Genomic DNA, 23,464 nt, shown 5'->3' with positions numbered 1-23,464 from the left:
CATTTTTATGATTTTAAGTCACTGAAATTCAGTATATTTAATTAAGGACTTAAAAAATTGGATATGGGAATCAAGAATTATATAGAACCAAAAGTAAAGGAAATACCAAAAGAAATACCGCTAAAAGTGAGTGATTATATGACTCGGGACTTAATCACCTTCAGGCCGGACCAATCTATAGAGGAGGTCATCGAAGCTTTGATACGGCACAAAATTTCTGGAGGGCCCGTAGTGAACGAAAAGCACGAGCTAATAGGCATCATTTCAGAAGGGGATTGTATAAAGCACATTAGTGACAGCAGGTATTACAATTTGCCCATGGAACACAGCAAGGTAGAGCTTCGAATGATTAAAAATGTGGAGACCATTGATGGCAATATGAACATCTTTGATGCCGCAAAAATGTTCCTCGAAGTCAGAAGGCGCCGTTTCCCTATTTTGGAAAACGGAAAACTTGTTGGTCAAATATCCCAAAAAGACATTTTAAAAGCTACGATGGGAATAAAGGGCCAAAACTGGAAATGATAGCAATTCGTCAAAAACTTTCTGTAAACCTATAAAATCGGGTTTAAGCCGCCATACCTTTTTTCTTCAAGGTAATCACCGAAATCTCGGGCCAAATGCCAAAACGACCAGGGTAACCAATAAACCCAAACCCTCGGTTTACATTGATAAACTGGTCCAACTCCTTGTAAATGCCCGCCCAATATTTGTAACGCCACTTAACAGGGCTCCATTTAACCCACCCAGGAATCTCAACCCCAAACTGCATGCCATGGGTGTGCCCGCTCAAGGTCAGGTGAAAATGGTAATCATCGTGGATCACCACATCTTCCCAATGCGATGGGTCGTGGCTCAGCAATATTTTAAAATCATCTTGGGAAACGCCCGCTTTGGCCCTTTGTAGGTCGCCCGCTTTTTTAAATCCGCCGCGGCCCCAGTTCTCCACCCCGACCAAGGCAATTTTATCGCCATCTTTCTCCAAAAAACGATTGGAGTTCAAAATCAAATCAAAGCCCATTTCCTTTTGCATGGCTTTGAGGTCTTCCAAGTTTTGTGCCTTCTCTTCTTCCGTATCCCAAACGGCATAATCCCCATAATCGTGGTTGCCCAAAATGGAGAACACCCCATCCTTGGCATCCAACCGGGAAAACACCTCTTTCCACGGTTCCAACTCATCCGAACGGTTGTTTACGATATCACCGGTAAAGAAAATCACATCGCTCTTTTGTTCGTTGATAAGACTCACCCCATATTCCACTTTTTTATAATCGTCAAAACTACCACTGTGCACATCGGAAATCTGTGTAATCTGATAGTTGTGGAAGGCATCCGGAAGGTCATCGAACTCCAGTTCGTATTTTAAAACTTGATAATTGTATTTTCCACGGTACATGCCATACAGCAAAGCCCCAAAAGGCAAGGCAGCCAAGCCAAGGGCAATACCGCTAATAAATTTTCTTCGCGAAGGGAAGTAACCTGCATCAGTATCCGAAACCCCAACAATTTTGTTATACCCGTAGCCAATCACACGTACCACATCTTCCAACAAAAGGAAGAAGCCCAAGACCAAAGCCAATAAAAAGAATGAGGCAAATATGGTTCCCGCAATGGCAGCGGTACCTTTAAACCCATCGCCAGGATCGTATGTCATTACTTTGATGGTCAAAAAAACCAAGGCACCCAAAAAAAGTACAATATAAGCCCATTGCATCAACGGACTTTTGAACAGTGTACGGAATGCTTGAAAGCCATAAACGGCCAGCACCACATACAAGATTGCCAAAACAATAAATCGGGACATACAATTTTTTTACAAAATTAGTGCTAATCTCCTATTAAGCAGTGCTTTTTAATTTTATTTAACGGCTCGAACAATGCTGGCCAGGGTTTCCAAATTGGAAACTGCCACTTCATCTTCCCCCAAATGTTTTGCAGAGTTCATACTGATTTTACCTTCTAACGCCACATGATGTCCGAAGGAAGTCCCCGAGCAATGGATGGCACTAAGTCCGACATCCTTGAAATCCGATGCATTCTTGGGAGACACACCTCCACCTGCCATGATGGTCATGGTGGTATTTTGCTGCCATAACCTCAAGTGATTGATTCCTTTTTCCGCTGACATCTCCCCTCCGGAGGTTAAAATGGCCTGTACCCCAAGTCCATCAAGCTGTTTGATGGCCTCCAAAGGTTCCGCCACCCAATCAAACGCGCGATGAAAGGTAAAATGCATTGGCTTTGCCAAATCCACCAACGCTTTGGTTCTTTCCACATCCACAGAAAAATCTTCCATCAAAATTCCAGAGACAATACCCTGCGCACCCAAAGCCTTGCACGCCAAGATATCGGCTTTCATCACCTCGAACTCGGCATTGGAATAGGTAAAATGCCCGCTCCTTGGACGAATAAGCACATGAACGGGAATATTCAACTCCCTTTTAACCGATTGGATCAATCCAGCGGATGGCGTAATGCCCCCTACCCCGAGTTCCGAACAAAGTTCAATTCGATTCGCCCCTGCCCTTTCGGCATTCCTTGCCGATTCCAGGGAATTGGCACAAACTTCTACTAGCATATTGTATATTTATGGCCCTTAAAATTAAACATACCATCGCATGGAACGACGCAAATTTCTCAAAAATTCCAGCCTCTCCGCAGCCGGACTGGTTTCCGCCTCTACTTTGGTCGCCTGTAAAACCAAGCCAAAGCCCGAAGCAGCTTCCGCTGCGGCAATTCCAACTCCCAATCCCATAAAACCCATTGTGGTCTGTACTTGGAACTTTTTCAATGCTACGGAGAAGGCTTGGGAGGTCTTAAAGTCGGGCGGTAATGCCCTGGACGCCGTGGAACAGGGTGTAATGGTAGAAGAAGCCGACGAAACCAACGAAACGGTGGGCAAAGGTGGCCGACCGGACCGTGATGGCAATGTTACGCTGGATGCCTGCATTATGGACAAGGATGGCAATTGCGGCTCGGTGGTCTGCTTGCAAAATATTGTACACCCTGTTTCCGTGGCCAGAAAGGTGATGGAGGAAACCCCACACATTATCTTGGCGGGCAAAGGCGCGGAGAAATTTGCTTATGAGCAAGGCTTCAAAAAAGAAGATCTATTGACCGAAAGCACAAGAAAACAATACGAAGAGTGGTTGAAGACCTCCAAATATGAGACCACCATCAATATAGAAAACCACGATACCATTGGAATGCTCGCCATTGATGAAAATGGTGATATTTCCGGGGCTTGCACCACAAGTGGAATGGCCTACAAAGTAGCAGGACGCGTTGGGGACTCCCCCATTATTGGCGCCGGACTTTTTATTGATAACGAAGTGGGCGGCGCCACTGCGACAGGTGTAGGCGAAGAAGTGATACGTACCGTGGGCAGCTTTTTGATCGTGGAGCTCATGCGGCAAGGAAAAAGTCCGCAAAAAGCCTGCGAAGAAGGTGTAAAACGCATTATGCAAAAAAATAAGGCCCGAAAAGATTTCCAAATCGGGTTTTTGGCCATCAATAAAAATGGGGAAACGGGTGGCTACTGCGTGCATCCCGGATTTACCTATCGGGAGTATTCCGACAATGGGCACGAGAACCGAGAGGTGACCAGTTTTTATGAATAGCCTTTAAATCTGAGACTGCTGGACCGATAGATGTTAAATAAAAGACCGCTGCGCTTTTTAGATATTAAGAACAAAGACGTCTTGATTCTTGGCTCTTGATTCTTGGCTCATTTTAAACAGCAATTCGTACTTTTAATCCCCACCATTTTTGGTAACTGCTTATTGTTTATTGAACATTGATAATTGACAACTAAAAATACATGTCCGAACAAAAACGACTTTTTTTACTCGATGCCTACGCACTTATATTCCGTGGTTATTATGCCTTGATAAAAAACCCGAGAATCAACTCCAAAGGAATGGACACCTCTGCGATTATGGGGTTCATGAATTCCCTGTTTGATGTGATCAAACGCGAAGAGCCCGACCATTTAGCCGTGGCTTTTGACAAAGGGGGAAGTGTAGAGCGCACCGAAATGTTTGAAGCATACAAAGCTAACCGTGACGAAACTCCAGATGCCATCCGCATTGCGGTGCCATACATCCAACAAATTTTGGAGGCCATGAAGATTCCCGTGGTGGAATTGGAGGGCTATGAAGCCGATGACCTTATCGGAACCTTGGCCAAACAGGCCGAAAAAGAGAATTACAAAGTATTTATGGTAACGCCCGACAAAGATTTTGGGCAGTTGGTGAGCGAGAACATTTTTATGTACCGCCCCGCCAGAATGGGCAACGGTATCGAAATTTGGGGCATTCCCGAAGTACAAAAACGCTTCGGCGTAAAACGTCCAGAGCAGGTAATCGACTATTTGGGAATGATGGGCGATGCAAGTGACAATATTCCCGGACTGCCCGGTGTGGGCGATAAGACCGCCAAAAAGTTCTTGGATCAATTCGATTCCATGGAAGGGCTGTTGAGCAATACCGACCAGCTCAAGGGCAAAATGAAGGAAAAAGTGGAAGAAAATGCCGAACTGGGCCGACTTTCACGAAAATTGGCAGAGATCAAAACCGATTGCGAAGTGCAATTTCACGCGGAGGATTACGAAATGTGTCCGCCCGATGCGGAAAAAGTACAGGAAATCTTCGAAGAACTGGAATTCCGTAGGCTCAAAGACCAATTCATCAAAATATTTACGGGCGAGGCGGAAGCCAGCACCCAAGTGACCAATACCAAAACGGCCAAGGAAGAGGCCAAAGTGGCCGGAAGCGGTCAGTTTACGTTGTTTGGCGGCGATCCATCAGAAGCTGCGGCCACCATCAAGGATGTGAACAGCCGAAAAACCATTGCCGATGTCCCCCACTTTTATCAGCATGTGCAAGATGGATTGGGCATGGAACTGTTCCTTGAAACCTTGATGAAACAAACTTCCGTCTGTTTTGATACCGAGACCACTTCCCTGAATCCGTTGGAAGCAGAATTAGTGGGAGTTGCGTTTAGTTGGTCGCCAGGCAAAGGGTTTTATGTGCCTTTCCCCGATAATCAAAATGATGCAAAACCACTGATTGAAAAATTACGTCCCTTCTTTGAATCGGAAACCATTGAAAAAGTGGGGCAAAACCTGAAGTACGACATCAAAGTAATGCAAAACTATGGCGTGGAGGTGAAAGGCAAGTTGTTCGATACCATGTTGGCCCACTACCTCATCAACCCCGATATGCGCCACAATATGGATGTGCTCGCGGAAACCTACCTCAACTATACACCCATTTCCATTACGGAGCTCATTGGCAAAAAAGGCAAGAACCAGCTCAGCATGCGAGAGGTTCCTTTGGAAAAACAAACGGAGTATGCGGTGGAAGATGCCGATATCACTTTCCAACTGGGTTTAAAATTCACCCCAGAGCTAAAAGAGGCACATACCGATAAATTGTTTGATGACATCGAAATTCCGTTGGTTCGTGTGCTTGCTGATATGGAATTGGAAGGCATCAATTTGGATAAGGAATATCTAAATGACCTTTCGGTTGCCCTTGAAACGGATATTGCCGATTTGGAAAAGAAAATCTATGAAGATGCCGGTGAGGAATTCAATATTGCCTCCCCCAAACAATTGGGCGACATCCTTTTTGGCAAACTGAAGCTGGTGGACAAGCCCAAAAAGACCAAAACAGGACAGTTTTCCACTTCGGAAGATGTGCTCTCCTACCTGGCCAAGGATCACGATATTATTCAGAATGTGCTGGACTACCGTGGATTGGCCAAACTAAAAAGCACCTACGTGGATGCGTTGCCCAACGAGGTGCAACAAAAAACAGGTCGAGTACACACGGATTATATGCAGACCGTAGCCGCTACGGGCCGTTTGAGCAGTAACAATCCGAACTTACAGAATATCCCCATCCGGACGGAGCGTGGACGACAGGTACGAAAGGCTTTTATCCCACGGGATGAAAACTATGTATTGTTGGCTGCGGACTACTCCCAAATTGAATTGCGCATTATTGCAGCATTGAGCGAGGAGGACACCATGATCTCCGCCTTTAAAAATGGGGAGGACATTCACGCTTCCACCGCCTCCAAAGTGTTCAACGTACCGATTGACCAAGTAACCCGCGAGCAGCGTAGCAATGCCAAAACGGTAAATTTTGGGATCATCTACGGGGTTTCGGCCTTTGGGTTGAGCAACCAAACGGATTTGAGCCGGACCGAGGCCAAGGAGCTCATTGAAACCTATTACAAGACCTACCCGAAATTGCGCAATTACATGAGCGAGCAGATAGATTTTGCCCGGGAGCACGGTTATGTACAAACCGTCTTGGGTCGCCGCCGCTATTTAAAGGATATCAATGCAGGCAACCAAGTGGTGCGCGGTGCAGCGGAACGCAACGCGGTGAACGCCCCCATCCAAGGAAGTGCGGCGGACATTATTAAGATTGCGATGATCAACATCCATAAAAAACTTTCCGAAGGAAAATACAAGACCAAAATGTTGCTGCAGGTACATGATGAATTGGTGTTCGATTGCTACAAACCGGAGTTGGAGGAAATGAAAAAACTCATTAAATCCGAAATGGAGAACGCCTATAAACTCTCCGTGCCACTGGATGTGGAAGTGGGCATTGGTGAGAATTGGTTGGAGGCGCATTGATGATTGATAAATAAATTCTCGGATACCAAAATCGATTCATTTATGGTGTATATCTACACCAAATCATGACGGTCATGGCAAGACAGAGCATTTCCCTTACTGAACCCAATGATGAGTGGTTAAAATCCCAAGTGGACAGTAAAGAGTATTCCAGCAAAAGCGAATTGGTAAACGACCTTATCCGACAAGCACGGAACCAACAGGCTCAATTGTACTGGATACGGGCCAAACTCACCAAGGCCGAAAACAGCGGGTTCACTACGGATAGCAAGGATGGGTTTTAAAGCAATCCAAATCCTCTTTGGGTGGCCCGGTATAGGTTGAGCAACGAGGGCAAGGAAGATTTGATTCGCATTCACCACTACGGCGTTGTAAAATTGGGCATGGCACAGGCCGACACCTATTTTCATGCTTTTTTTGAACATTTTGATCGAATTGCCCAAAAACCGTTTTCCTTTGAATCCATAGATCATGGCAAAAAAGGGCATAGGCGCTGTGTCTGTGGTTTGGACAGTATATTTTTTAGATTGAACAATGATAGGGTTGAAATCATGGCCATTGTGGGAAGGCAAGATTTGGATAACTTGCTTTGATTACACGGAATTTCCTGTAATCAACTATCTTTAATCCATGGATTAAACCCATAGAAGACCAAAAGATCAAAATCCTGAACTCGGACGACCTGTACGGCATTATGCAGTGCATTCTCTTGCGGGAGGACAAAATAGACCAGAACCGGGAGCACTTTTGGGTCATTGGGCTGGAGAACAACAACCGCATTTTGTTCATTGAGCCGATCATCCCGGGCGCCGTAAACCGGACATTGGCCGAGCCCATGGAGGTGGACAAGGACATCACCGACCGCCTTGTACAAGTGGGCATTATTGTGAACACCCATCGTGGAGGAGGTAAAAAAACCGAGGGCGAAACGGAAGAAATAGTATAAACCATAAATGACTAATTGGTATCATATCGAAACAGGGCAAATTGGATATCCACAGCCAGAAGATAACTTTGGATATTTGAAAATAACCTATGAGCCAAACATTGGTTGCCCCAGCTGTCATATTGGAATTTCGCAAAACAATCCATTCAGGTTCAAAAGTGAGCCTAAGGCCAAGAACCTTCAATTTCTTGGACTGAATTGGGTTTTTGACCAAATTTTTGTTCATGAATCGGTGAAAATGGCATTTGAAAAAAACGGAATTACCGGAATTAGTTTTTCAAGGCCAATACTTCACAAATCCGAAAAGGAACTCGAAACGATTTATCAACTTCACGTTGATACAATATTGCCCGAAGCATTAATCACAGATAATCTTACAGCCGAAAAATGTAAATATCCAAAAGACAAAAAATCATTGAAATTTCTAAAGGAGATAGATAGTCAATTGATGAAGGGGCCATTTTGTGGGCAGAAAAAATATAATTTCCCGCAAGGCCAAAAAATGACATTCGATATTGATGCCTTTGTGAATTTACCCGACTTTGTTAGAACTTATGAATGGTTTGGTAGTGGAGGAGGTGCAAACCGACCGATTCTGATTTCGGAAAAGGTTAAAAATCTAATAGAGGTAAATAATTGGCGAGGAATATTTTTGGACCAAATAAAACTGAAAAAGAAGAAAGGTTTGTTCAACTCATTCTTGAATTACAGAATAGGTCAAAAATTCAGATAACATTTATTGATTGTTCATTGGAAGGCAGCCAATGACCTGAAAATTTTTTCCTTCAGCTTAATGAATGGGATTTTGGCATCAATTATATCAAGAATTGAAATGGAGTAGTTTGGACATATTTAAAAGATTTATTGAACTTATTTAAAACCCCTCAATGAAACCCTCCAAAACCATACTCCCAATCATCGTGTTGTCGCAATTTTGCTGTACCTCGCTTTGGTTTGCGGGCAATGGGGTAATGCGCGACTTGGTAGCCACTTTTGGGTTAAGTGAAAGTGCCGTGGGACATTTAACCTCCGTAGTTCAATTTGGATTTATAGTGGGCACCTTGCTATTCGCCATCCTATCTATTTCGGATAGGTTTTCGCCTTCCAAAGTATTTTTTTCCTGTGCTGTTTTAGGGGCACTTTTCAATTTGGGCGTGATTTGGGAGGGCAATGGGTTGGCAAGCATCCTTTTCTTTCGTTTTTTAACAGGTTTTTTTCTCGCAGGCATCTATCCCGTGGGAATGAAAATAGCGGCAGATTATTATGAAAAAGGCCTTGGAAAATCCCTTGGGTATTTGGTAGGGGCATTGGTGGTCGGCACGGCATTTCCACATTTATTAAAAGAGATGACACACACCTTGTCGTGGAAAACAGTGCTGATGGCCACTTCGTCCTTAGCGGTTTTGGGCGGAGCTTTAATGGTCAGTTTGGTTCCCGATGGCCCGTACCGGAAACGGGGTCAACAATTACAATTATCTGCTTTTTTAAAAGTGTTTGGGAATGGCAGCTTTCGCTCAGCGGCCTTTGGCTATTTTGGTCACATGTGGGAACTCTATGCGTTTTGGGCCTTTGTTCCCATCATGCTGCAAACCTATGCATTGGTTCACCCGGCAACAACATTCAACATACCCCTTTTGTCGTTCTTTATCATAGGAATCGGTGGTTTGGCCTGTGTATTTGGCGGATATGTAGCACAGGTTGCAGGAACTAAACGGGTGGCCTTTATGGTACTCTTACTTTCCTGTGCTTGCTGTTTGATGTCTCCGTTGCTTTTTGCCCAGCAATCTGAAGTGCTGTTTGTCTCCTTTCTTATGTTTTGGGGAATGGTGGTCATCGCAGATTCCCCCCTATTTTCAACATTGGTGGCTCAAAATGCATCGCCAGAAGTAAAGGGCACGGCCCTGACCATTGTAAACTGCTTTGGTTTTGCCATCACCATTGTCAGCATACAATTGCTCAATGAAATGAGGACCTTGACAAACTCCAATACGGTTTATATTATTCTGGCTTTGGGGCCTATTTTGGGCTTGGCCGCATTGGCTTCAAAGAACAAATTACAGAAAACCCAATAACCAATCATATGGTTTTAGCCGGCGAAACAGTCATCAAATAAATCCCTATCTTCAACCATTGTTTTTGATTCTACTTTTAGAACTCACTTAAACTGCACCTAAATATGAAAACTATCAAACTACTTTTGTTATTGCTTACAGTAGCATTGGCAAGCTGTGGCAATCCAAAGCCCGAAACCACTGCAACTCCCGAAACTCCCGAAACCGTACAAGATGAACGGGAGTTCTATCAACTAAAAATCTATTCTTTTAGTTCCGAAGACCAAATAGCTGCTACAGACAATTATTTGAAAAATGCCTTTATACCTGCGGTTAAGAAACAGGGCATTGATAAAGTGGGTGTTTTTAAATTTCGCACCAATGAAACAGACACGGTTCAAAAAACCTACGTGCTTCTTCCTCTTAAAGGTTTGCAACAGTTCACAGAACTGGACAACAAACTCTTGGAAGACGAGGAATATACCGCAGCAGGAAATGCGTACATCAATTCCAATTACGATAACCCGCCCTATGATCGCATCCAGTCCATCCTGATGCGATCCTTTCACGATATGCCAAAAATGAAAACCCCCAATTTGGATAGTCCAAGGTCGGAACGTGTGTACGAACTGAGAAGCTATGAATCCGCTACGGAAAAATACTATCGTAACAAGGTGGATATGTTCAATGCAGGAGGCGAAATCCCGCTTTTTGACCGATTGGGCTTCAACGCCGTGTTTTATGGCGAGGTACTTTCAGGGGCCAACATGCCCAATTTAATGTATATGACAACCCACAATGATATGGCCACAAGAGAGAAAAATTGGGAAGCTTTTGTGAATGCACCGGAATGGAAGGAACTCATCGCCATGCCCAAGTATGAAAACAATGTATCCCATGCCGATATTTGGTTCTTATACCCTACCGAATATTCGGATTATTAAAAGTCTCTTTTTTAAAAGTTTTTGGTAACCCTTTCCACAAAATTAAAAAAGGCACACAAACGGTGCCTTTTTCATTCCTTTTCATAGCATATTGATCAATTGCCAAAGCTATTGGCCAATCGTGGTTTTTGACTTTTGCTCCCAATAAACAAATCCGTAAGCGGTTTAAAGTGTCGCTTCCACTGGTAGGGAGCAAAGTCAAACCACAATTTAACTTCCGGGGCGTTGCCTTCCTCCACCGTAAAACCATCTTCAATCTGAAAATCCAGACGGTTGAACGAGTTGGCAGATTCGGCTGCCCCATCCCGATATACAAACTGGTTTCCCCATCCTGCCGTATAAAAACGCAATGCAGTGTATTTACCTTCGGGCAAGGAAAGTACGCTTTTGGAACGCATAAAGTTTCCGGAAGCTATACCTTTTAAGGTTACCGGGTTTTGACCGGGAAAATCTATAATAAAGTGCTCATTACCGTGCTCATCCATAGCCGAGAGCTTGGTAATGTTAAGGGTCATTTCTGAAACATGGAGCGCTGTAGCGGCCTCATTTTTCAAGATCAACTCGGCTCCTTTGGCTTCGGTCCCATACCAGTCTGCCATTACACTCGGGGTGTAAGCAGCTATTGACCATATTGTTGGATAAAAATTCGTCTTTTTCATAGCAATTGTACATCTAACTTATACAGGTACAAAGTTGCAGTGGTTTTCCTAACCGGACGTCCAACAGATTATCCATTTTATATGCTAGATTAACCCGAAACATGCTTTTTAAGATTTTTTTAGGTTAAAATGACATAAATTTAACTTCCATACAGCATACCGTACTATCTTTCGGAAGTATGAAGATCAACTACATTTTTTTATTGCTTGCACTGTTTGCCGAGATCATAGGAACCATTGGAGGTTTTGGCTCATCAGTGTTCTTTGTACCGCTGGGCAACTTTTATTTTGATTTTTATTCCGTGCTGGGCATGACGGCCATTTTCCACCTATCCAGCAACCTTAGTAAGATCTTTCTGTTCAAAAAAGGATTGGACAAAAAGCTGCTGCTTTACATAGGTGCCCCCTCGGTGCTCTTCGTGATTGTGGGTGGGTTTCTCTCTAAAATAGTAAACAGCAGTGCACTGGAAATTGTATTGGGCGTATTTCTGGTTGCCTTTAGTCTACTGTTTCTCATAAAAAGCGAGATCATTATACTTCCAAACAAAAAGAATTCTGTGATCGGAGGTGCATTATCAGGGTTCTCTGCCGGTCTTTTGGGCACAGGAGGCGCTATCCGCGGATTGACCATGGCTGCCTTCAATTTGGAAAAAAGTGCCTTTATTGCCACTTCCGCCTTTATTGATTTTATGATCGATTTCTCCCGCACCTTTGTGTACTACGGAAATGGCTACATCGGCAAACAAGAATTGACCTATCTTCCCTTTTTGTTCGTAATTGGTTTGGTGGGCACGTATTTGGGAAAAAGAATACTGCATTACATCCCACAAGAAAAGTTCCGTAAACTAAGTTTAATATTTATTCTGATTATTGGATTGGCCACCATCGCCGGTTTGGTATTGAATTATTGGGGCTCATTTTCTTCGTAATTCCCCCCTATTTTATCCAATACCCTTAAAAAGGTCTCAAACTCGGATGTATCCACATCCTTTATGGCCAGTTTTCGCAGTTGCAGTGCGCTGGGCAAGGTAGTGTCCAGAATTTCCTTTCCCTTTGGGGTGAGTTCCAGTTTAAAACGCTTTTGGTCACCTTCAAAACGGGTCTTGGAAATCCAACCTTTGCGCTCCAAGCCACCAATAACCCTGGAGGTAGTGGCGCGATTGCGAAAATTTTCATTCACAATATCACGCTGACTGGCATTTTCACCAAGTTGATGAATTTGATAGAGAATCACCCATTGCTCAATGGTCGTATCCACTCCAAGCTCATTAAAGGTGCGTAAATACGCCTTTTGGATTTTACGGAGCACCAAATCCAAGTGGAACCCCATCCCTTGTATTTCATCTATACGATTGAGCATATTTTTGAGAATAGCCACAAAAATAGGGATTCCGATTTAGTTGTTCGGCCATGCCTCACCACTGTATCAATTTTAACTCAAATTTCAACCAACAAAATCGTTTTCGTATCTCAAAATCATTATTTTTGTTGTTGATGCAACAATATAATACTAGACAATAAAAAATTTATAAAAGACCATGGAGACATCAACACTTCCAAAAGGAACAAATACATCTGAAGACTTTATGCCCATCAATGGGACGGATTACATCGAATTGTATGTAGGAAACTCCAAACAAGCGGCACATTATTACAAAACCGCCTTTGGTTTTCAATCCTACGCACAGGCTGGATTGGAAACTGGACTAAAAGACCGTGAAAGTTACGTAGTGGTTCAGGATAAAATTCGTTTGGTGCTTACCTCTCCCTTAAAGAGTGGAACAGAGATTGGAAAACACATCGACAAGCACGGCGATGGCGTAAAAGTTGTGGCCCTATGGGTGGATGATGCCACCCAAGCCTATAACAATGCAATGGAAAGAGGTGCTAAATCCTACATGGAGCCAAGGGTTGAAGAGGACAAGAATGGAAAAGTGGTGCGTTCCGGGATTTACACCTACGGAGAGACCGTGCATATTTTTGTGGAACGCAAGGATTATAATGGCACATTCCTTCCCGGATACAAAAAATGGGAAACCCCGGATTACAACCCAGAACCTACGGGCCTAAAATTTGTAGATCACATGGTAGGCAATGTAGGTTGGAACAAAATGAACCATTGGGTGAAGTTCTACGAGGATGTTATGGGGTTCAAAAACATCCTATCTTTTGATGACAAGGATATTTCCACGGACTACACGGCTTTGATGAGCAAGGTAATGAGCAATGGGAACGGACGCATCAAATTCCCGATCAATGAACCTGCAAAGGGAAAGAAAAAATCACAAGTGGAGGAATATCTGGATTTTTATGAAGACGAAGGCGTTCAGCATATTGCCGTTGCCACCGACGACATTATCCAAACCGTACGCGATTTAAGAAGCCGTGGCGTGGAGTTCCTTCGGGTTCCGACCACTTACTACGATGCCGTAACCGACCGTGTCGGTGAAATTGACGAGGATATTGCCCCATTGAAAGAATTGGGCATCTTGGTAGACCGTGACGACGAGGGGTACTTGCTGCAAATCTTTACCAAGCCAGTAGAGCCCAGACCAACCATGTTCTTCGAAATTATTCAAAGAAAGGGCGCACAATCATTTGGAAAGGGTAACTTTAAGGCACTGTTCGAGGCCATTGAGCGTGAGCAAGAGCTTCGAGGCACTTTGCACTAAAAATTGTAAATTATAGGTGTTAAGTTTTGGGTATTGATGTACGCCCATGACTTAACACTTATCACTTAAAACCAAAGCAATGCCTATTTATCATAAACTCGGAAAAATTCCGCCAAAGCGGCATACCCAATTCGAGAAACCGGACGGCAGCCTCTACTACGAGCAGCTTTTCGGCACTATCGGTTTTGATGGGATGTCCTCACTGTCCTACCACGTTCACCGACCCACTCAGGTCAAGGAAATTGGTAAGGCCTTGGACGTAAGCCCAAAGATTGCGGTGGCAAAGAACATCACCAGCCGAAAATTAATCGGTTTTGATGTAGCCCCAAAAGATGATTTTTTGGAAGCGCGCGAACCGCTATTGGTAAACAACGATGTTCACATAGGTTTGGCCTCACCCAGAAAATCCGTAACGGACTATTTTTATAAAAATGCCGATGCGGATGAAATGCTCTTTATCCACAAAGGATCGGGAACCTTAAAAACCTTTTTGGGGAACATCCCTTTTGAATATGGGGATTACCTCATCATTCCGCGTGGGATGATCTATCAAATAGAATTTGACACGGAGGACAACCGCATTTTATATGCCGAGTCCTTCCACCCAATTTATACCCCAAAACGGTATCGTAACTGGTTTGGGCAGCTTTTGGAACATTCCCCTTTCTGCGAACGCGATTACAAATTGCCGCAGGACCTTCAAACTTTTGATGAAAAAGGAGAATTTCTTTTGAAAATCAAAAAACAGGGTATGTTGCACCAACTCGTTTATGCCACGCATCCTTTTGATGTGGTTGGTTGGGACGGTTATAACTTCCCCTACGGATTTTCCATCCATAATTTTGAGCCGATTACAGGACGTGTGCATCAACCGCCACCTGTGCATCAAACTTTTGAGACGGGTGCCTTTGTGGTATGTTCGTTCTGTCCCAGATTGTACGATTATCACCCAAAATCCATACCCGCCCCATACAATCATTCCAATATAGATTCGGATGAAGTATTGTATTATGTAGATGGTGATTTTATGAGCAGGACCGGTATTGGCCCAGGTTATATTTCGTTGCATCCCGCAGGTATTCCGCACGGGCCGCACCCCGGAACTTATGAAGCCAGTATCGGCAAAAAAGAAACCGAGGAGTTGGCGGTGATGATAGATACCTTTAAACCTTTACAGGTGACTAAAAATGCCCTCAAAATTGATGATGGCAAGTATTATAAATCGTGGTTGGAGTAAATATTCGGACTCCTTTTCTTGCCTTCTGTCATTTCGAGCGCAGTCGAGAAAAGAAGGCGTTGTTTATCGCTCTCGACTGCGCTCGAGCCGACAGTTAGAAATGACAAAGAGATAAGGTTCCCGTTTTCACGGGAATGGCATATAAAAAGTTACATGATCATAGAAATACCCGAAAACTCAGATTTTTCGATTCACAATATTCCCTTTGGGATTTTTTCCACTAAAGGTAGAAGCCCGCGAATAGGCGTTGCCGTTGGTGAACATATTTTGGATTTGGCCGCCGTAGCCGAATTGGACGTTTTTGACTTCAACACGGCATTGTTGGAAAAGGACACCTTGAATGATTTTATTTCCCTCGGGAAAGAAATCACCACCCGGGTACGCAAAAAGATTCAGTATTGGCTAAAGAATGATGATTCTGTTTTGGCTGGAAAGCCCGAACTCTTTGTGAAGCAATCGGAAGCCCAAATGCACATGCCCGTTGCCGTTGGCGATTATACCGATTTTTATTCCAGCTTGGAACACGCCACCAATGTGGGGAAAATGTTCCGGGATCCGGAAAATGCCCTGTTGCCCAATTGGAAACATATTCCCGTTGGGTATCACGGTCGGGCAAGTTCCATTATCGTGAGCGGACAACCCATTTATCGGCCAAAAGGCCAAACACTTCCCAAGGGTGCAGAAGCTCCAATTTTTGGTCCTACGCAACGCTTGGATTTTGAACTGGAAATGGGTTTCATCTGCGGAAAAGACACCCAATTGGGCGAATCCGTTTCAACAAAAAAAGCCGAGAATCATATCTTCGGGCTGGTATTGTTCAACGATTGGTCGGCGCGTGATATTCAAAAATGGGAATATGTGCCACTCGGCCCATTTTTGGCCAAGAATTTCGCTTCATCCATTTCGCCTTGGGTGGTTACTTTGGAGGCCTTGGAACCCTTTAGAATAGATGGCCCCAAACAAGAGCCAGAAGTATTGCCTTATTTGCAATTTGAGGGTGCGAAGAATTACGATATTGATTTAGAAGTAAGCATTGCCCCAGAACAAGGTGAAGAAACCACAGTTTGCTTTAGCAACTTTAAATCCATGTACTGGAACATGACCCAACAATTGGCGCATCATACCGTAAATGGGTGCAACATCAATATTGGTGACATGATGGCTTCGGGAACCATTTCGGGCAAGGAAGAAAACAGTTTTGGCTCCATGCTCGAATTGTCCTGGGGAGGTACAAAATCCATCAAACTGAAAGATGGCAGCGAACGAAAATTTATACAGGATGGCGACACGGTGATTATGCGCGGTTTAGCCAAAAAGGGCGATATTAGAGTCGGATTTGGTGAAGTAAGCACAAAAGTGTTGCCTGCTAAATAATTTTGGTAGCTGGGCGAAGTCGAAGGAGCAGTCGAAATGTCATCTAAAAAATAACCATATCTCGACTGCCCTCGATATGACAAATCAGAAAAAAACGAATTAAAGATTCCTGCTTTCGCAGGAATGACATAGGAAACCAACTAGAGATTCCCACCTTTGTGGGAATGATAGAAGAATAGCATATGATCAAAACCATAGACCCAAATACAATACCACAACCCGAACTGTACAGTATTTTATCTACCGCGGTAGCTCCCAGACCGATTTGCTTTGCAAGTACGGTGGACGCGGCCGGCAATGTAAACCTGAGCCCGTTCAGTTTTTTTAATGTGTTCAGTTCCAATCCGCCTGTGATGGTATTTTCGCCAGCGAGGAGCGGTAGGGACAATTCCTTGAAACATACCCACCAAAATGTGGTGGAAGTGCCCGAAGTGGTCATCAACGTGGTAAACCATGCGATGGCAGAGCAAATGTCGCTTTCCAGCACGGCCTACGACAAGGGCGTTAATGAATTTGTGAAAGCTGGTTTTACCGAAGTGCCCAGTGTAAAAGTAAAACCGCCCCGAGTGGGCGAGGCTCCCGTTTCCTTTGAATGCACTGTTTTGGAAGTGGTTGAATTGGCGCAAACCCCTGGTGCGGGAAATTTGATCATTGCACAGGTTGATATGATCCATGTAAACGATCACTACTTTACCAATGGTGTGCTGGATACCGAAAAATTGGATTTGGTGGGCCGTATGGGGGGCAATTGGTATATCCGAGCCATCAAAGAGTCCTTGTTCGAGATTCCAAAGCCCATCCGCACCCACGGCATTGGGGTGGATGCATTGCCCAAAGGCATCCGTGAGAGCGATGTGCTCACAGGTAACAATTTGGGCCGCTTGGGAAATTTGGAAAATGTTCCTTCTTCGAAGGAAATTAAAGCGATTGTTGAGAACGAAGGAGTACAAAATGCCTCCAAAACCGAACTGCATACTTTGGCCAAACAGCTATTGGAAGATGGTGATGCTGTAAAGGCAATGGCTTATTTATTGTTTGCGGAGAGATTGTGATAGTTCAACTAAAACATTTAACCCACATCCATATTTACTAAATATAGACATGTTTCATAATTTTGAGTAATCAATAAGTTGTTTGTCATGAATGTCAGTTTTACCAAAAAACAGGAAGAATATATTACCGAACAAGTTGCCACTGGGGAATATCAAAATAATAGCGAAGTTATTCGTGACGCCTTACGTTTACACAAAATTTATAGGGACAAGGTCATTAATGACCATAGAAATGAAATAGAGAAAGGCTGGAAGGGACCCGACAGCCAAAGAACCATGGAGGAAATCATTGCTTCAAAAAGAAATGGATGATAAACGACTACGTTCTATCACAAGAAGCAGATGATGATATTGAGAATATTTTTGAATATGGGGAGCACAAATTCGTTGCCTCTAAAGCCATTGAATATCTAATTGGCATGAACAATCACTTTGAAGCAATTGCCAAAAATCCCGATATAGGAAAAGAAAGAAAGGAAATCAAGGATGGACTTTTTAGTTTCCCTTACGTTTCCCATATTATATTCTATCGTAAAATGGAGGGTTATGTACGCATAATAAGGGTACTGTACGGTGGTAGGGATTTGATAAAATTCTTATTCTAAAATTCAATCAGAAAAATGAAAAAAGACATCGATTCCATCTTCAAACCTCATTTGGTGCCGAAAGAGGTCTATAAAGGCGGAAAAAATATTCCCCCGTCCAACAAAAAAATATATAAGCTATCCTCCAACGAAAATCCATTGGGCGCTTCGCCCAAGGCCGTTGCCGCAATGAAAGCGGCTTTGGACAACATCAATATTTACCCCGACCAAACCGATATTCGTTTGCGTGAGGCTCTGGTTCAAGATTTTGATGGTCGGTTGAGTGCCGACCAATTCTTGTGCGGCAATAGCGGTTCGGAAGTTATCGACATTATTCTTCGGGCTTTTATCAATGAAGGGGACGAGGTGATTTTTTCCAATCCCTGCTTCCTGCCCTACTCCGTTTTTTCCAGATGGTATGGCGCCAACCAAGTGGATATTCCCCTTTTGGCCCCCAACTACGAACTGGATGTGGAGGGTATTTTGAATGCCATAAACGAGAAAACCAAGGTGATTTTCTTGACCAGTCCCAACAATCCTACGGGCACTTACATCCCAAAATCGGTAATGGATCATTTTATGGCCCGTGTTCCCAAAAACATAGTGGTGGTGTTCGATGAGGTCTATCGACATTTTGCGGATGCCGAAGATTATGTGACCGCATTGCCTTATGTGTTGGAAGGCCACAACGTGGTTGGACTCAACAGTTTTTCCAAAACATACGGTCTCGCAGGGCAGCGTATCGGATACGGTTACACCACGGCTACCATTGCCAACTACGTTCGCTTGATCCACAAGCCTTTTTTGCTTCCATTGACTTCCATTGAAGCAGCCATCGGAGCATTAAATGATACCGAATTTATTGCCGAAACCGTAAAAACCGTTTTGGAAGGCAGAACTTTTATTGCCAAGGCCTTTGATGAATTGGGCATCAAATATTGGCCAAGCCAAGCCAACTTTTTTATCATTGACCCGCCATTGTCCGAAATGGGGTTCACGGATAAAATGATGGAAGAGGGTATTATGGTTCGACCTGTTTCGCAATTTGGTGCCCCGGGCAAAGTACGGATTACCATAGGTGATGCCGAGGCGAATGAGGCTTTGGTACAGGCACTCCGGAAAACAACCGAAAGCGCATAACAACTTTCCGTTATCAGATACAGGACATGGAACAACAGCTATCTTAATAATTTTATGGTCACTACATTCCTGGGCCTTGGGCAATCAATAAGATTGAATTAGAAAAAAGTATAAAAATATTCCCGATCAACCGTTTGTAATTCAATCTAATAATTGTACATTTGCAGCCCGTTATTCGGGATAGGTTATTAAATCAATAATATTCGAGAAGTGGATACATTAAGTTATAAAACTATTTCCGCCAATAAATCTACTGTTGACAAACAATGGTTATTGGTTGATGCTGAAGGACAGACCTTAGGAAGATTGGCGTCTAAAGTAGCCAAAATACTTAGAGGGAAATATAAAACCAACTTTACCCCTCATGTTGATTGTGGAGACAATGTTATTGTCATCAATGCCGAAAAAATCGACATGTCAGGCAACAAGTGGGATGAAAAGGAATACCAAAGATATACTGGGTATCCAGGTGGACAACGTTCCGCTGCTGCCAGAGAAGTATTGGAAAAACATCCTGAGCGCATCATCGAGAGTTCTGTAAAAGGAATGCTTCCGAAAAACAAACTTGGAGCCGACCTGTTCAGAAACCTGAAGGTATATGCTGGTGCTGAGCACGGGCAAGAAGCGCAAAAACCAAAAGCAATAAACTTAAACGACTACAAATAATGGAAGTGGTTCATAAGATAGGTAGAAGAAAAACCGCCGTGGCCAGAGTATATGTTTCCGAAGGATCTGGGAACATCACGGTAAACAAAAGAGATCTTAACGATTACTTTACCACAGGTACATTGCAGTATAAAGTGAAACAGCCTTTCACTTTAACTGAAACTGACGGCAATTACGACGTAAAAGTAAATGTTTTCGGTGGCGGTATCACAGGTCAGGCAGAAGCTGTTCGTTTGGCTCTGTCCAGAGCAATGTGCGAAATAGACGCGGAAAATAGAGGGATTCTTAAGCCAGAAGGCCTATTGACAAGAGACCCAAGAATGGTGGAAAGAAAGAAATTCGGTCAGAAGAAAGCCCGTAAGAAATTCCAATTCTCCAAACGTTAATATACTTTGGGTGCTCCGGCATTCAATTATAGATAAGTTCATTGAAAACCCTGAAATTATGTACTATACTTTCAGGGTTAAATTTTTAACCAAGTTGTCGTTGTTCCAAAAGGGATTAACAATTCAACTTTTTGGAAACTAGTTTAGCATCTAAATGGGTTGGGCGAACAAAGTTTTGTGACCACCAATGCATTGCTACTACAACGGAACGTAAACTAAGTACAAAAAATGGCAAGTAAAATTGAAGTAAAAGACTTACTGGAAGCAGGTGTGCATTTTGGACACCTAACAAGAAAGTGGAATCCGAACATGGCTCCCTACATCTACATGGAGCGTAACGGAATTCACGTAATCAATCTCTACAAAACAGTTGCAAAACTTGAGGAAGCCAACGAAGCCCTTAAAAAAATTGCATCCTCAGGAAGAAAAATCCTATTTGTAGCCACAAAAAAACAAGCAAAGGACATTGTCGCGGACAAAGTATCCAAAGTAAACATGCCGTACATCACCGAGAGATGGCCAGGTGGTATGTTGACCAACTTTGTAACCATTCGTAAAGCTGTTAAAAAAATGGCAGCTATCGACCGCATGAAAAAAGACGGTACATTCAACACCCTTTCCAAAAAAGAAAGATTGCAGGTTGACCGTTTGCGTGCCAAGTTGGACAAGAACTTAGGTTCCATTGCCGACATGACCCGTTTGCCAGGCGCACTTTTCATTGTTGATACCATGCGTGAGCACATCGCAGTTAAAGAGGCCCAAAAATTGAACATTCCAATTTTTGCAATGGTAGACACCAACTCCGATCCTCGCGATGTTGATTACGCCATCCCATCCAATGACGATGCAGGTAAATCCATCGAAGCGATCATGGAATCCGTAACCCAAGCAGTGGCCGAAGGTTTGGAAGAGCGCAAGAGCGAGAAAAACAACGGAAAGGACAAAGAAGAAGACTCCCAGAAAGAGGAGAAAAAAGCTGAGGCCGCACCAAAAAAGGAAGAAAAGGCCGCTGAGGAAAAACCAGCCAAAAAAGCTGAGGCCGAAGCTCCCAAAAAAGAAGCAAAAGAAGAGGCAAAACCGGACGACCTTACCAAAATTGAAGGTATTGGACCAAAAGCTGCCGAAGCTCTTGTTGCCAACGGAGTAAATACTTACGCCGACCTAGCCGATGCCGATGCCGAAAAAGTTAAGGAAATCCTGACCGAGGCCAGCTCAACTTTAGCCCACTTGGATCCAACATCTTGGCCAAAACAAGCTAAAATGGCTGCCGATGGAAAATGGGACGAACTTAAAGAATGGCAAGACAACGTAAAAGGTGGTGTTGAATAAACCCGCTGATTTAACATTGTCCTAAACAAAAACACTATTACAGTGTTTTACTTTACGTAAAATTTAAAAAAGAAAAAAAATGGCAAAGATTACCGCCGCAGAAGTAAATAAATTAAGAAAGGCCACTGGAGCTGGAATGATGGATTGTAAAAAAGCTTTGGTCGAAGCCGAAGGTGATTTCGACCAAGCAATTGAGATCCTTAGAAAAAAAGGTCAAAAAGTTGCAGCAAAAAGAGCTGACAGGGAATCTTCAGAAGGTGCAGCCATCGCAAAAGTAAACAGCGATAGCACACAAGGTGTCGTTATCTCCTTGAACTGCGAAACCGACTTTGTTGCCAAGAACGATAGCTTTGTAAAACTTGCTAACGACTTAGCCGATTTGGCACTTGGTTTCGATAGCAAAGACGATTTCCTAGCCGCCTCTTTTGATGGAATGACCGTTGCCGATAAATTGACAGAGCAAACCGGTGTAATCGGTGAAAAAATCGAGATTGGAAGTTTTGAAAGATTGAACGCCCCTTTCGTAGGTTCTTACATCCATGCAGGTAACAAAATCGCCACTTTGGTAGGTTTGTCCGCCAATGTTGATGGCGCTGCGGAAGCTGCAAAAGACGTAGCTATGCAAGCTGCCGCTATGAATCCTGTTGCCTTGAACGAAGAAGGAGTTGATCAATCCATCATCGATAAGGAAATCGAGATAGCGAAAGATCAATTGCGCGAAGAAGGCAAACCAGAGGAAATGTTGGACAAAATTGCCCAAGGCAAATTACAGCGTTTCTTTAAAGACAACACTTTGGTGAACCAAGCTTTTATTAAAGATAGCAAACAAAGTGTTGCCCAATACGTTAAGTCGGTGGATTCCAGCTTGGAAGTCACCAGTTTTTCAAGAGTGGCATTGGGCTAATTCACCACAACAATAAATTCAAAAAACCGCTTCCCAACAGAAGCGGTTTTTTTATGTCCATATCAAACCCTTAATTCTTCATTTCCCATAAATAATTTTGATTATTTTTGTCCGGACTTCAAGAAACTCTCAATGCATTACAAAAGAATTTTATTAAAATTAAGTGGAGAAGCCTTAATGGGCGAACAACAATATGGCATTGATGCCAACCGGTTGGATGAATATGCCGAAGAAATAAAATCTGTAATCGATAAAGGTGTTGAAGTGGCCATCGTAATCGGTGGAGGAAACATTTTTAGGGGCCTCGCAGGAGCCAGCCAAGGCATGGATCGGGTACAAGGAGACCACATGGGCATGTTGGCCACGGTAATCAATGGTTTGGCATTGCAAAGCGCCCTAGAGATAAAAGGAGTGCAGACAAGGCTGCAATCGGCCATCAAAATAAATGAGGTTGCCGAGCCCTTTATCCGAAGAAGGGCCATCCGCCATTTGGAAAAAGGAAGAGTGGTCATCTTTGGAGGCGGAACGGGAAATCCATATTTCACCACGGATTCCGCTGCAGTTTTGAGAGCCATCGAAATAAAGGCAGATGTAATTTTAAAAGGCACCCGTGTTGACGGTATTTACACATCCGATCCCGAAAAAGACAAAAACGCCACTAAATTCGATTCCATTTCCTTTAACGAAGTGCTTTCCAAAGGACTTAAAGTGATGGATACGACAGCGTTCACATTAAGTCAGGAAAATGAGCTGCCCATTGTGGTGTTCGACATGAACACACGAGGTAACTTAATGAAAATAGTATCTGGGGAAAATATCGGAACCGTGGTCAATGTTTAAATTGGCATATACTTTGGTTTTAGTT

At 43.5% G+C, this 23,464-nt stretch carries 26 protein-coding genes; 22 read left to right on the top strand and 4 right to left on the bottom strand.

Annotation, left to right across the window (positions count from 1 at the left end):
* Positions 1 to 63 precede the first annotated feature (63 nt).
* Positions 64 to 525, top strand: a complete 462-nt coding sequence (locus VM932_RS02865) for a CBS domain-containing protein (protein ID WP_326277058.1) — start codon at positions 64 to 66, stop codon at positions 523 to 525.
* Between the two features lie 43 nt (positions 526 to 568).
* Here VM932_RS02865 and VM932_RS02860 read toward each other — a convergent pair whose 3' ends face one another.
* Both VM932_RS02860 and VM932_RS02855 read right to left on the bottom strand, forming a co-directional pair.
* Complete coding sequence (locus tag VM932_RS02860; protein WP_326277057.1) at positions 569 to 1,804, bottom strand: metallophosphoesterase; 1,236 nt, start codon at positions 1,802 to 1,804, stop codon at positions 569 to 571.
* A gap of 54 nt (positions 1,805 to 1,858) precedes the next feature.
* Positions 1,859 to 2,578, bottom strand: coding sequence for a copper homeostasis protein CutC (locus VM932_RS02855; protein ID WP_326277056.1), 720 nt, complete (start codon positions 2,576 to 2,578; stop codon positions 1,859 to 1,861).
* 40 nt (positions 2,579 to 2,618) lie between these two features.
* Here VM932_RS02855 and VM932_RS02850 point away from each other — a divergent pair, with 40 nt between their 5' ends.
* The 8 genes from VM932_RS02850 to VM932_RS02815 all read left to right on the top strand — a co-directional run bounded on the left by VM932_RS02850 (position 2,619) and on the right by VM932_RS02815 (position 10,596).
* A complete protein-coding gene (locus tag VM932_RS02850) occupies positions 2,619 to 3,620 on the top strand; it encodes an isoaspartyl peptidase/L-asparaginase family protein (protein ID WP_326277055.1) in 1,002 nt (333 codons plus the stop codon).
* 200 nt (positions 3,621 to 3,820) lie between these two features.
* Complete coding sequence (polA, locus tag VM932_RS02845) at positions 3,821 to 6,655, top strand: DNA polymerase I (RefSeq protein ID WP_326277054.1); 2,835 nt, start codon at positions 3,821 to 3,823, stop codon at positions 6,653 to 6,655.
* A 74-nt stretch (positions 6,656 to 6,729) separates the two neighbouring features.
* A complete protein-coding gene (locus VM932_RS02840) occupies positions 6,730 to 6,939 on the top strand; it encodes a ribbon-helix-helix domain-containing protein (protein WP_326277053.1) in 210 nt (69 codons plus the stop codon).
* 21 nt (positions 6,940 to 6,960) lie between these two features.
* Positions 6,961 to 7,248 carry a type II toxin-antitoxin system RelE/ParE family toxin gene (locus VM932_RS02835; RefSeq protein WP_326277052.1) on the top strand — a complete coding sequence of 96 codons (288 nt, stop codon included), beginning with the start codon at positions 6,961 to 6,963 and terminating at the stop codon, positions 7,246 to 7,248.
* Positions 7,249 to 7,349: 101 nt separating this feature from the next.
* Positions 7,350 to 7,601, top strand: coding sequence for a JAB domain-containing protein (locus VM932_RS02830; protein ID WP_326277051.1), 252 nt, complete (start codon positions 7,350 to 7,352; stop codon positions 7,599 to 7,601).
* A 7-nt stretch (positions 7,602 to 7,608) separates the two neighbouring features.
* Complete coding sequence (locus tag VM932_RS02825; protein ID WP_326277050.1) at positions 7,609 to 8,334, top strand: hypothetical protein; 726 nt, start codon at positions 7,609 to 7,611, stop codon at positions 8,332 to 8,334.
* A gap of 154 nt (positions 8,335 to 8,488) precedes the next feature.
* On the top strand, positions 8,489 to 9,673 hold the full coding sequence (locus VM932_RS02820) for an MFS transporter (RefSeq protein WP_326277049.1): 1,185 nt from the start codon (positions 8,489 to 8,491) through the stop codon (positions 9,671 to 9,673).
* A 104-nt stretch (positions 9,674 to 9,777) separates the two neighbouring features.
* Positions 9,778 to 10,596 (top strand): NIPSNAP family protein, encoded by an 819-nt coding sequence (locus tag VM932_RS02815; RefSeq protein WP_326277048.1) that lies wholly within the window; start codon positions 9,778 to 9,780, stop codon positions 10,594 to 10,596.
* A 95-nt stretch (positions 10,597 to 10,691) separates the two neighbouring features.
* On the opposite strand, the gene VM932_RS02810 is transcribed toward VM932_RS02815, so the two are convergent.
* Positions 10,692 to 11,255 (bottom strand): hypothetical protein, encoded by a 564-nt coding sequence (locus tag VM932_RS02810; RefSeq protein WP_326277047.1) that lies wholly within the window; start codon positions 11,253 to 11,255, stop codon positions 10,692 to 10,694.
* Between the two features lie 179 nt (positions 11,256 to 11,434).
* Here VM932_RS02810 and VM932_RS02805 point away from each other — a divergent pair, with 179 nt between their 5' ends.
* Positions 11,435 to 12,184, top strand: coding sequence for a sulfite exporter TauE/SafE family protein (locus VM932_RS02805; protein WP_326277046.1), 750 nt, complete (start codon positions 11,435 to 11,437; stop codon positions 12,182 to 12,184).
* Here the strand turns inward: VM932_RS02805 and VM932_RS02800 are convergent.
* Entirely contained in the window at positions 12,160 to 12,615 is a 456-nt protein-coding gene (locus tag VM932_RS02800) for a MarR family winged helix-turn-helix transcriptional regulator (protein WP_326277045.1), read from the bottom strand. The genes VM932_RS02805 and VM932_RS02800 overlap by 25 nt on opposite strands.
* A 178-nt stretch (positions 12,616 to 12,793) precedes the next feature.
* Here VM932_RS02800 and hppD point away from each other — a divergent pair, with 178 nt between their 5' ends.
* The 12 genes from hppD (at position 12,794) to pyrH (ending at position 23,439) form a co-directional block, all read left to right on the top strand.
* Positions 12,794 to 13,927, top strand: a complete 1,134-nt coding sequence (gene hppD, locus VM932_RS02795; protein ID WP_326277044.1) for a 4-hydroxyphenylpyruvate dioxygenase — start codon at positions 12,794 to 12,796, stop codon at positions 13,925 to 13,927.
* Positions 13,928 to 14,006: 79 nt separating this feature from the next.
* The gene (locus VM932_RS02790) at positions 14,007 to 15,164 is read left to right on the top strand and encodes a homogentisate 1,2-dioxygenase (protein WP_326277043.1); all 1,158 of its coding nucleotides are present in this window, start codon (positions 14,007 to 14,009) and stop codon (positions 15,162 to 15,164) included.
* Between the two features lie 153 nt (positions 15,165 to 15,317).
* The gene (gene fahA, locus VM932_RS02785) at positions 15,318 to 16,538 is read left to right on the top strand and encodes a fumarylacetoacetase (RefSeq protein ID WP_326277042.1); all 1,221 of its coding nucleotides are present in this window, start codon (positions 15,318 to 15,320) and stop codon (positions 16,536 to 16,538) included.
* Between the two features lie 182 nt (positions 16,539 to 16,720).
* Complete coding sequence (locus VM932_RS02780) at positions 16,721 to 17,590, top strand: flavin reductase family protein (protein ID WP_326277041.1); 870 nt, start codon at positions 16,721 to 16,723, stop codon at positions 17,588 to 17,590.
* 87 nt (positions 17,591 to 17,677) lie between these two features.
* On the top strand, positions 17,678 to 17,902 hold the full coding sequence (locus VM932_RS02775) for a type II toxin-antitoxin system ParD family antitoxin (RefSeq protein WP_326277040.1): 225 nt from the start codon (positions 17,678 to 17,680) through the stop codon (positions 17,900 to 17,902).
* Positions 17,899 to 18,195 (top strand): type II toxin-antitoxin system RelE/ParE family toxin, encoded by a 297-nt coding sequence (locus VM932_RS02770; protein WP_326277039.1) that lies wholly within the window; start codon positions 17,899 to 17,901, stop codon positions 18,193 to 18,195. Before VM932_RS02775 ends, VM932_RS02770 begins: the two co-directional genes overlap by 4 nt.
* Before the next feature lie 15 nt (positions 18,196 to 18,210).
* Positions 18,211 to 19,314, top strand: coding sequence for a pyridoxal phosphate-dependent aminotransferase (locus tag VM932_RS02765; protein WP_326277038.1), 1,104 nt, complete (start codon positions 18,211 to 18,213; stop codon positions 19,312 to 19,314).
* A gap of 210 nt (positions 19,315 to 19,524) precedes the next feature.
* Complete coding sequence (gene rplM, locus VM932_RS02760; protein ID WP_326277037.1) at positions 19,525 to 19,980, top strand: 50S ribosomal protein L13; 456 nt, start codon at positions 19,525 to 19,527, stop codon at positions 19,978 to 19,980.
* A complete protein-coding gene (gene rpsI / locus VM932_RS02755; protein WP_014033140.1) occupies positions 19,980 to 20,366 on the top strand; it encodes a 30S ribosomal protein S9 in 387 nt (128 codons plus the stop codon). The genes rplM and rpsI overlap by 1 nt, the downstream gene beginning before the upstream one ends.
* A gap of 228 nt (positions 20,367 to 20,594) precedes the next feature.
* Positions 20,595 to 21,695: a 30S ribosomal protein S2 gene (gene rpsB / locus VM932_RS02750; RefSeq protein WP_326277036.1), complete on the top strand. Its 1,101-nt coding sequence runs from the start codon at positions 20,595 to 20,597 to the stop codon at positions 21,693 to 21,695.
* Between the two features lie 79 nt (positions 21,696 to 21,774).
* Entirely contained in the window at positions 21,775 to 22,599 is an 825-nt protein-coding gene (tsf, locus tag VM932_RS02745) for a translation elongation factor Ts (RefSeq protein WP_163625397.1), read from the top strand.
* A 132-nt stretch (positions 22,600 to 22,731) separates the two neighbouring features.
* A complete protein-coding gene (gene pyrH / locus VM932_RS02740; protein WP_014033137.1) occupies positions 22,732 to 23,439 on the top strand; it encodes a UMP kinase in 708 nt (235 codons plus the stop codon).
* Positions 23,440 to 23,464 lie beyond the last annotated feature (25 nt).

The organism is Flagellimonas halotolerans, assembly GCF_035818535.1.
Taxonomy (GTDB): domain Bacteria; phylum Bacteroidota; class Bacteroidia; order Flavobacteriales; family Flavobacteriaceae; genus Flagellimonas; species Flagellimonas halotolerans.
This window is presented reverse-complemented; position numbering and strand designations above follow the sequence as displayed.

Excerpts from the sequence above, each read along its gene's own strand:
- VM932_RS02865 (WP_326277058.1), top strand. The coding sequence starts at position 64 with ATGGGAATCAAGAATTATATAGAACCAAAAGTAAAGGAAATACCAAAA.
- VM932_RS02860 (WP_326277057.1), bottom strand. The coding sequence starts at position 1,804 with ATGTCCCGATTTATTGTTTTGGCAATCTTGTATGTGGTGCTGGCCGTT.
- VM932_RS02855 (WP_326277056.1), bottom strand. The coding sequence starts at position 2,578 with ATGCTAGTAGAAGTTTGTGCCAATTCCCTGGAATCGGCAAGGAATGCC.
- VM932_RS02850 (WP_326277055.1), top strand. The coding sequence starts at position 2,619 with ATGGAACGACGCAAATTTCTCAAAAATTCCAGCCTCTCCGCAGCCGGA.
- polA (WP_326277054.1), top strand. The coding sequence starts at position 3,821 with ATGTCCGAACAAAAACGACTTTTTTTACTCGATGCCTACGCACTTATA.
- VM932_RS02840 (WP_326277053.1), top strand. The coding sequence starts at position 6,730 with ATGGCAAGACAGAGCATTTCCCTTACTGAACCCAATGATGAGTGGTTA.
- VM932_RS02830 (WP_326277051.1), top strand. The coding sequence starts at position 7,350 with ATGCAGTGCATTCTCTTGCGGGAGGACAAAATAGACCAGAACCGGGAG.
- VM932_RS02825 (WP_326277050.1), top strand. The coding sequence starts at position 7,609 with ATGACTAATTGGTATCATATCGAAACAGGGCAAATTGGATATCCACAG.
- VM932_RS02820 (WP_326277049.1), top strand. The coding sequence starts at position 8,489 with ATGAAACCCTCCAAAACCATACTCCCAATCATCGTGTTGTCGCAATTT.
- VM932_RS02815 (WP_326277048.1), top strand. The coding sequence starts at position 9,778 with ATGAAAACTATCAAACTACTTTTGTTATTGCTTACAGTAGCATTGGCA.
- VM932_RS02810 (WP_326277047.1), bottom strand. The coding sequence starts at position 11,255 with ATGAAAAAGACGAATTTTTATCCAACAATATGGTCAATAGCTGCTTAC.
- VM932_RS02805 (WP_326277046.1), top strand. The coding sequence starts at position 11,435 with ATGAAGATCAACTACATTTTTTTATTGCTTGCACTGTTTGCCGAGATC.
- VM932_RS02800 (WP_326277045.1), bottom strand. The coding sequence starts at position 12,615 with ATGCTCAATCGTATAGATGAAATACAAGGGATGGGGTTCCACTTGGAT.
- hppD (WP_326277044.1), top strand. The coding sequence starts at position 12,794 with ATGGAGACATCAACACTTCCAAAAGGAACAAATACATCTGAAGACTTT.
- VM932_RS02790 (WP_326277043.1), top strand. The coding sequence starts at position 14,007 with ATGCCTATTTATCATAAACTCGGAAAAATTCCGCCAAAGCGGCATACC.
- fahA (WP_326277042.1), top strand. The coding sequence starts at position 15,318 with ATGATCATAGAAATACCCGAAAACTCAGATTTTTCGATTCACAATATT.
- VM932_RS02780 (WP_326277041.1), top strand. The coding sequence starts at position 16,721 with ATGATCAAAACCATAGACCCAAATACAATACCACAACCCGAACTGTAC.
- VM932_RS02775 (WP_326277040.1), top strand. The coding sequence starts at position 17,678 with ATGAATGTCAGTTTTACCAAAAAACAGGAAGAATATATTACCGAACAA.
- VM932_RS02770 (WP_326277039.1), top strand. The coding sequence starts at position 17,899 with ATGATAAACGACTACGTTCTATCACAAGAAGCAGATGATGATATTGAG.
- VM932_RS02765 (WP_326277038.1), top strand. The coding sequence starts at position 18,211 with ATGAAAAAAGACATCGATTCCATCTTCAAACCTCATTTGGTGCCGAAA.
- rpsI (WP_014033140.1), top strand. The coding sequence starts at position 19,980 with ATGGAAGTGGTTCATAAGATAGGTAGAAGAAAAACCGCCGTGGCCAGA.
- rpsB (WP_326277036.1), top strand. The coding sequence starts at position 20,595 with ATGGCAAGTAAAATTGAAGTAAAAGACTTACTGGAAGCAGGTGTGCAT.
- tsf (WP_163625397.1), top strand. The coding sequence starts at position 21,775 with ATGGCAAAGATTACCGCCGCAGAAGTAAATAAATTAAGAAAGGCCACT.
- pyrH (WP_014033137.1), top strand. The coding sequence starts at position 22,732 with ATGCATTACAAAAGAATTTTATTAAAATTAAGTGGAGAAGCCTTAATG.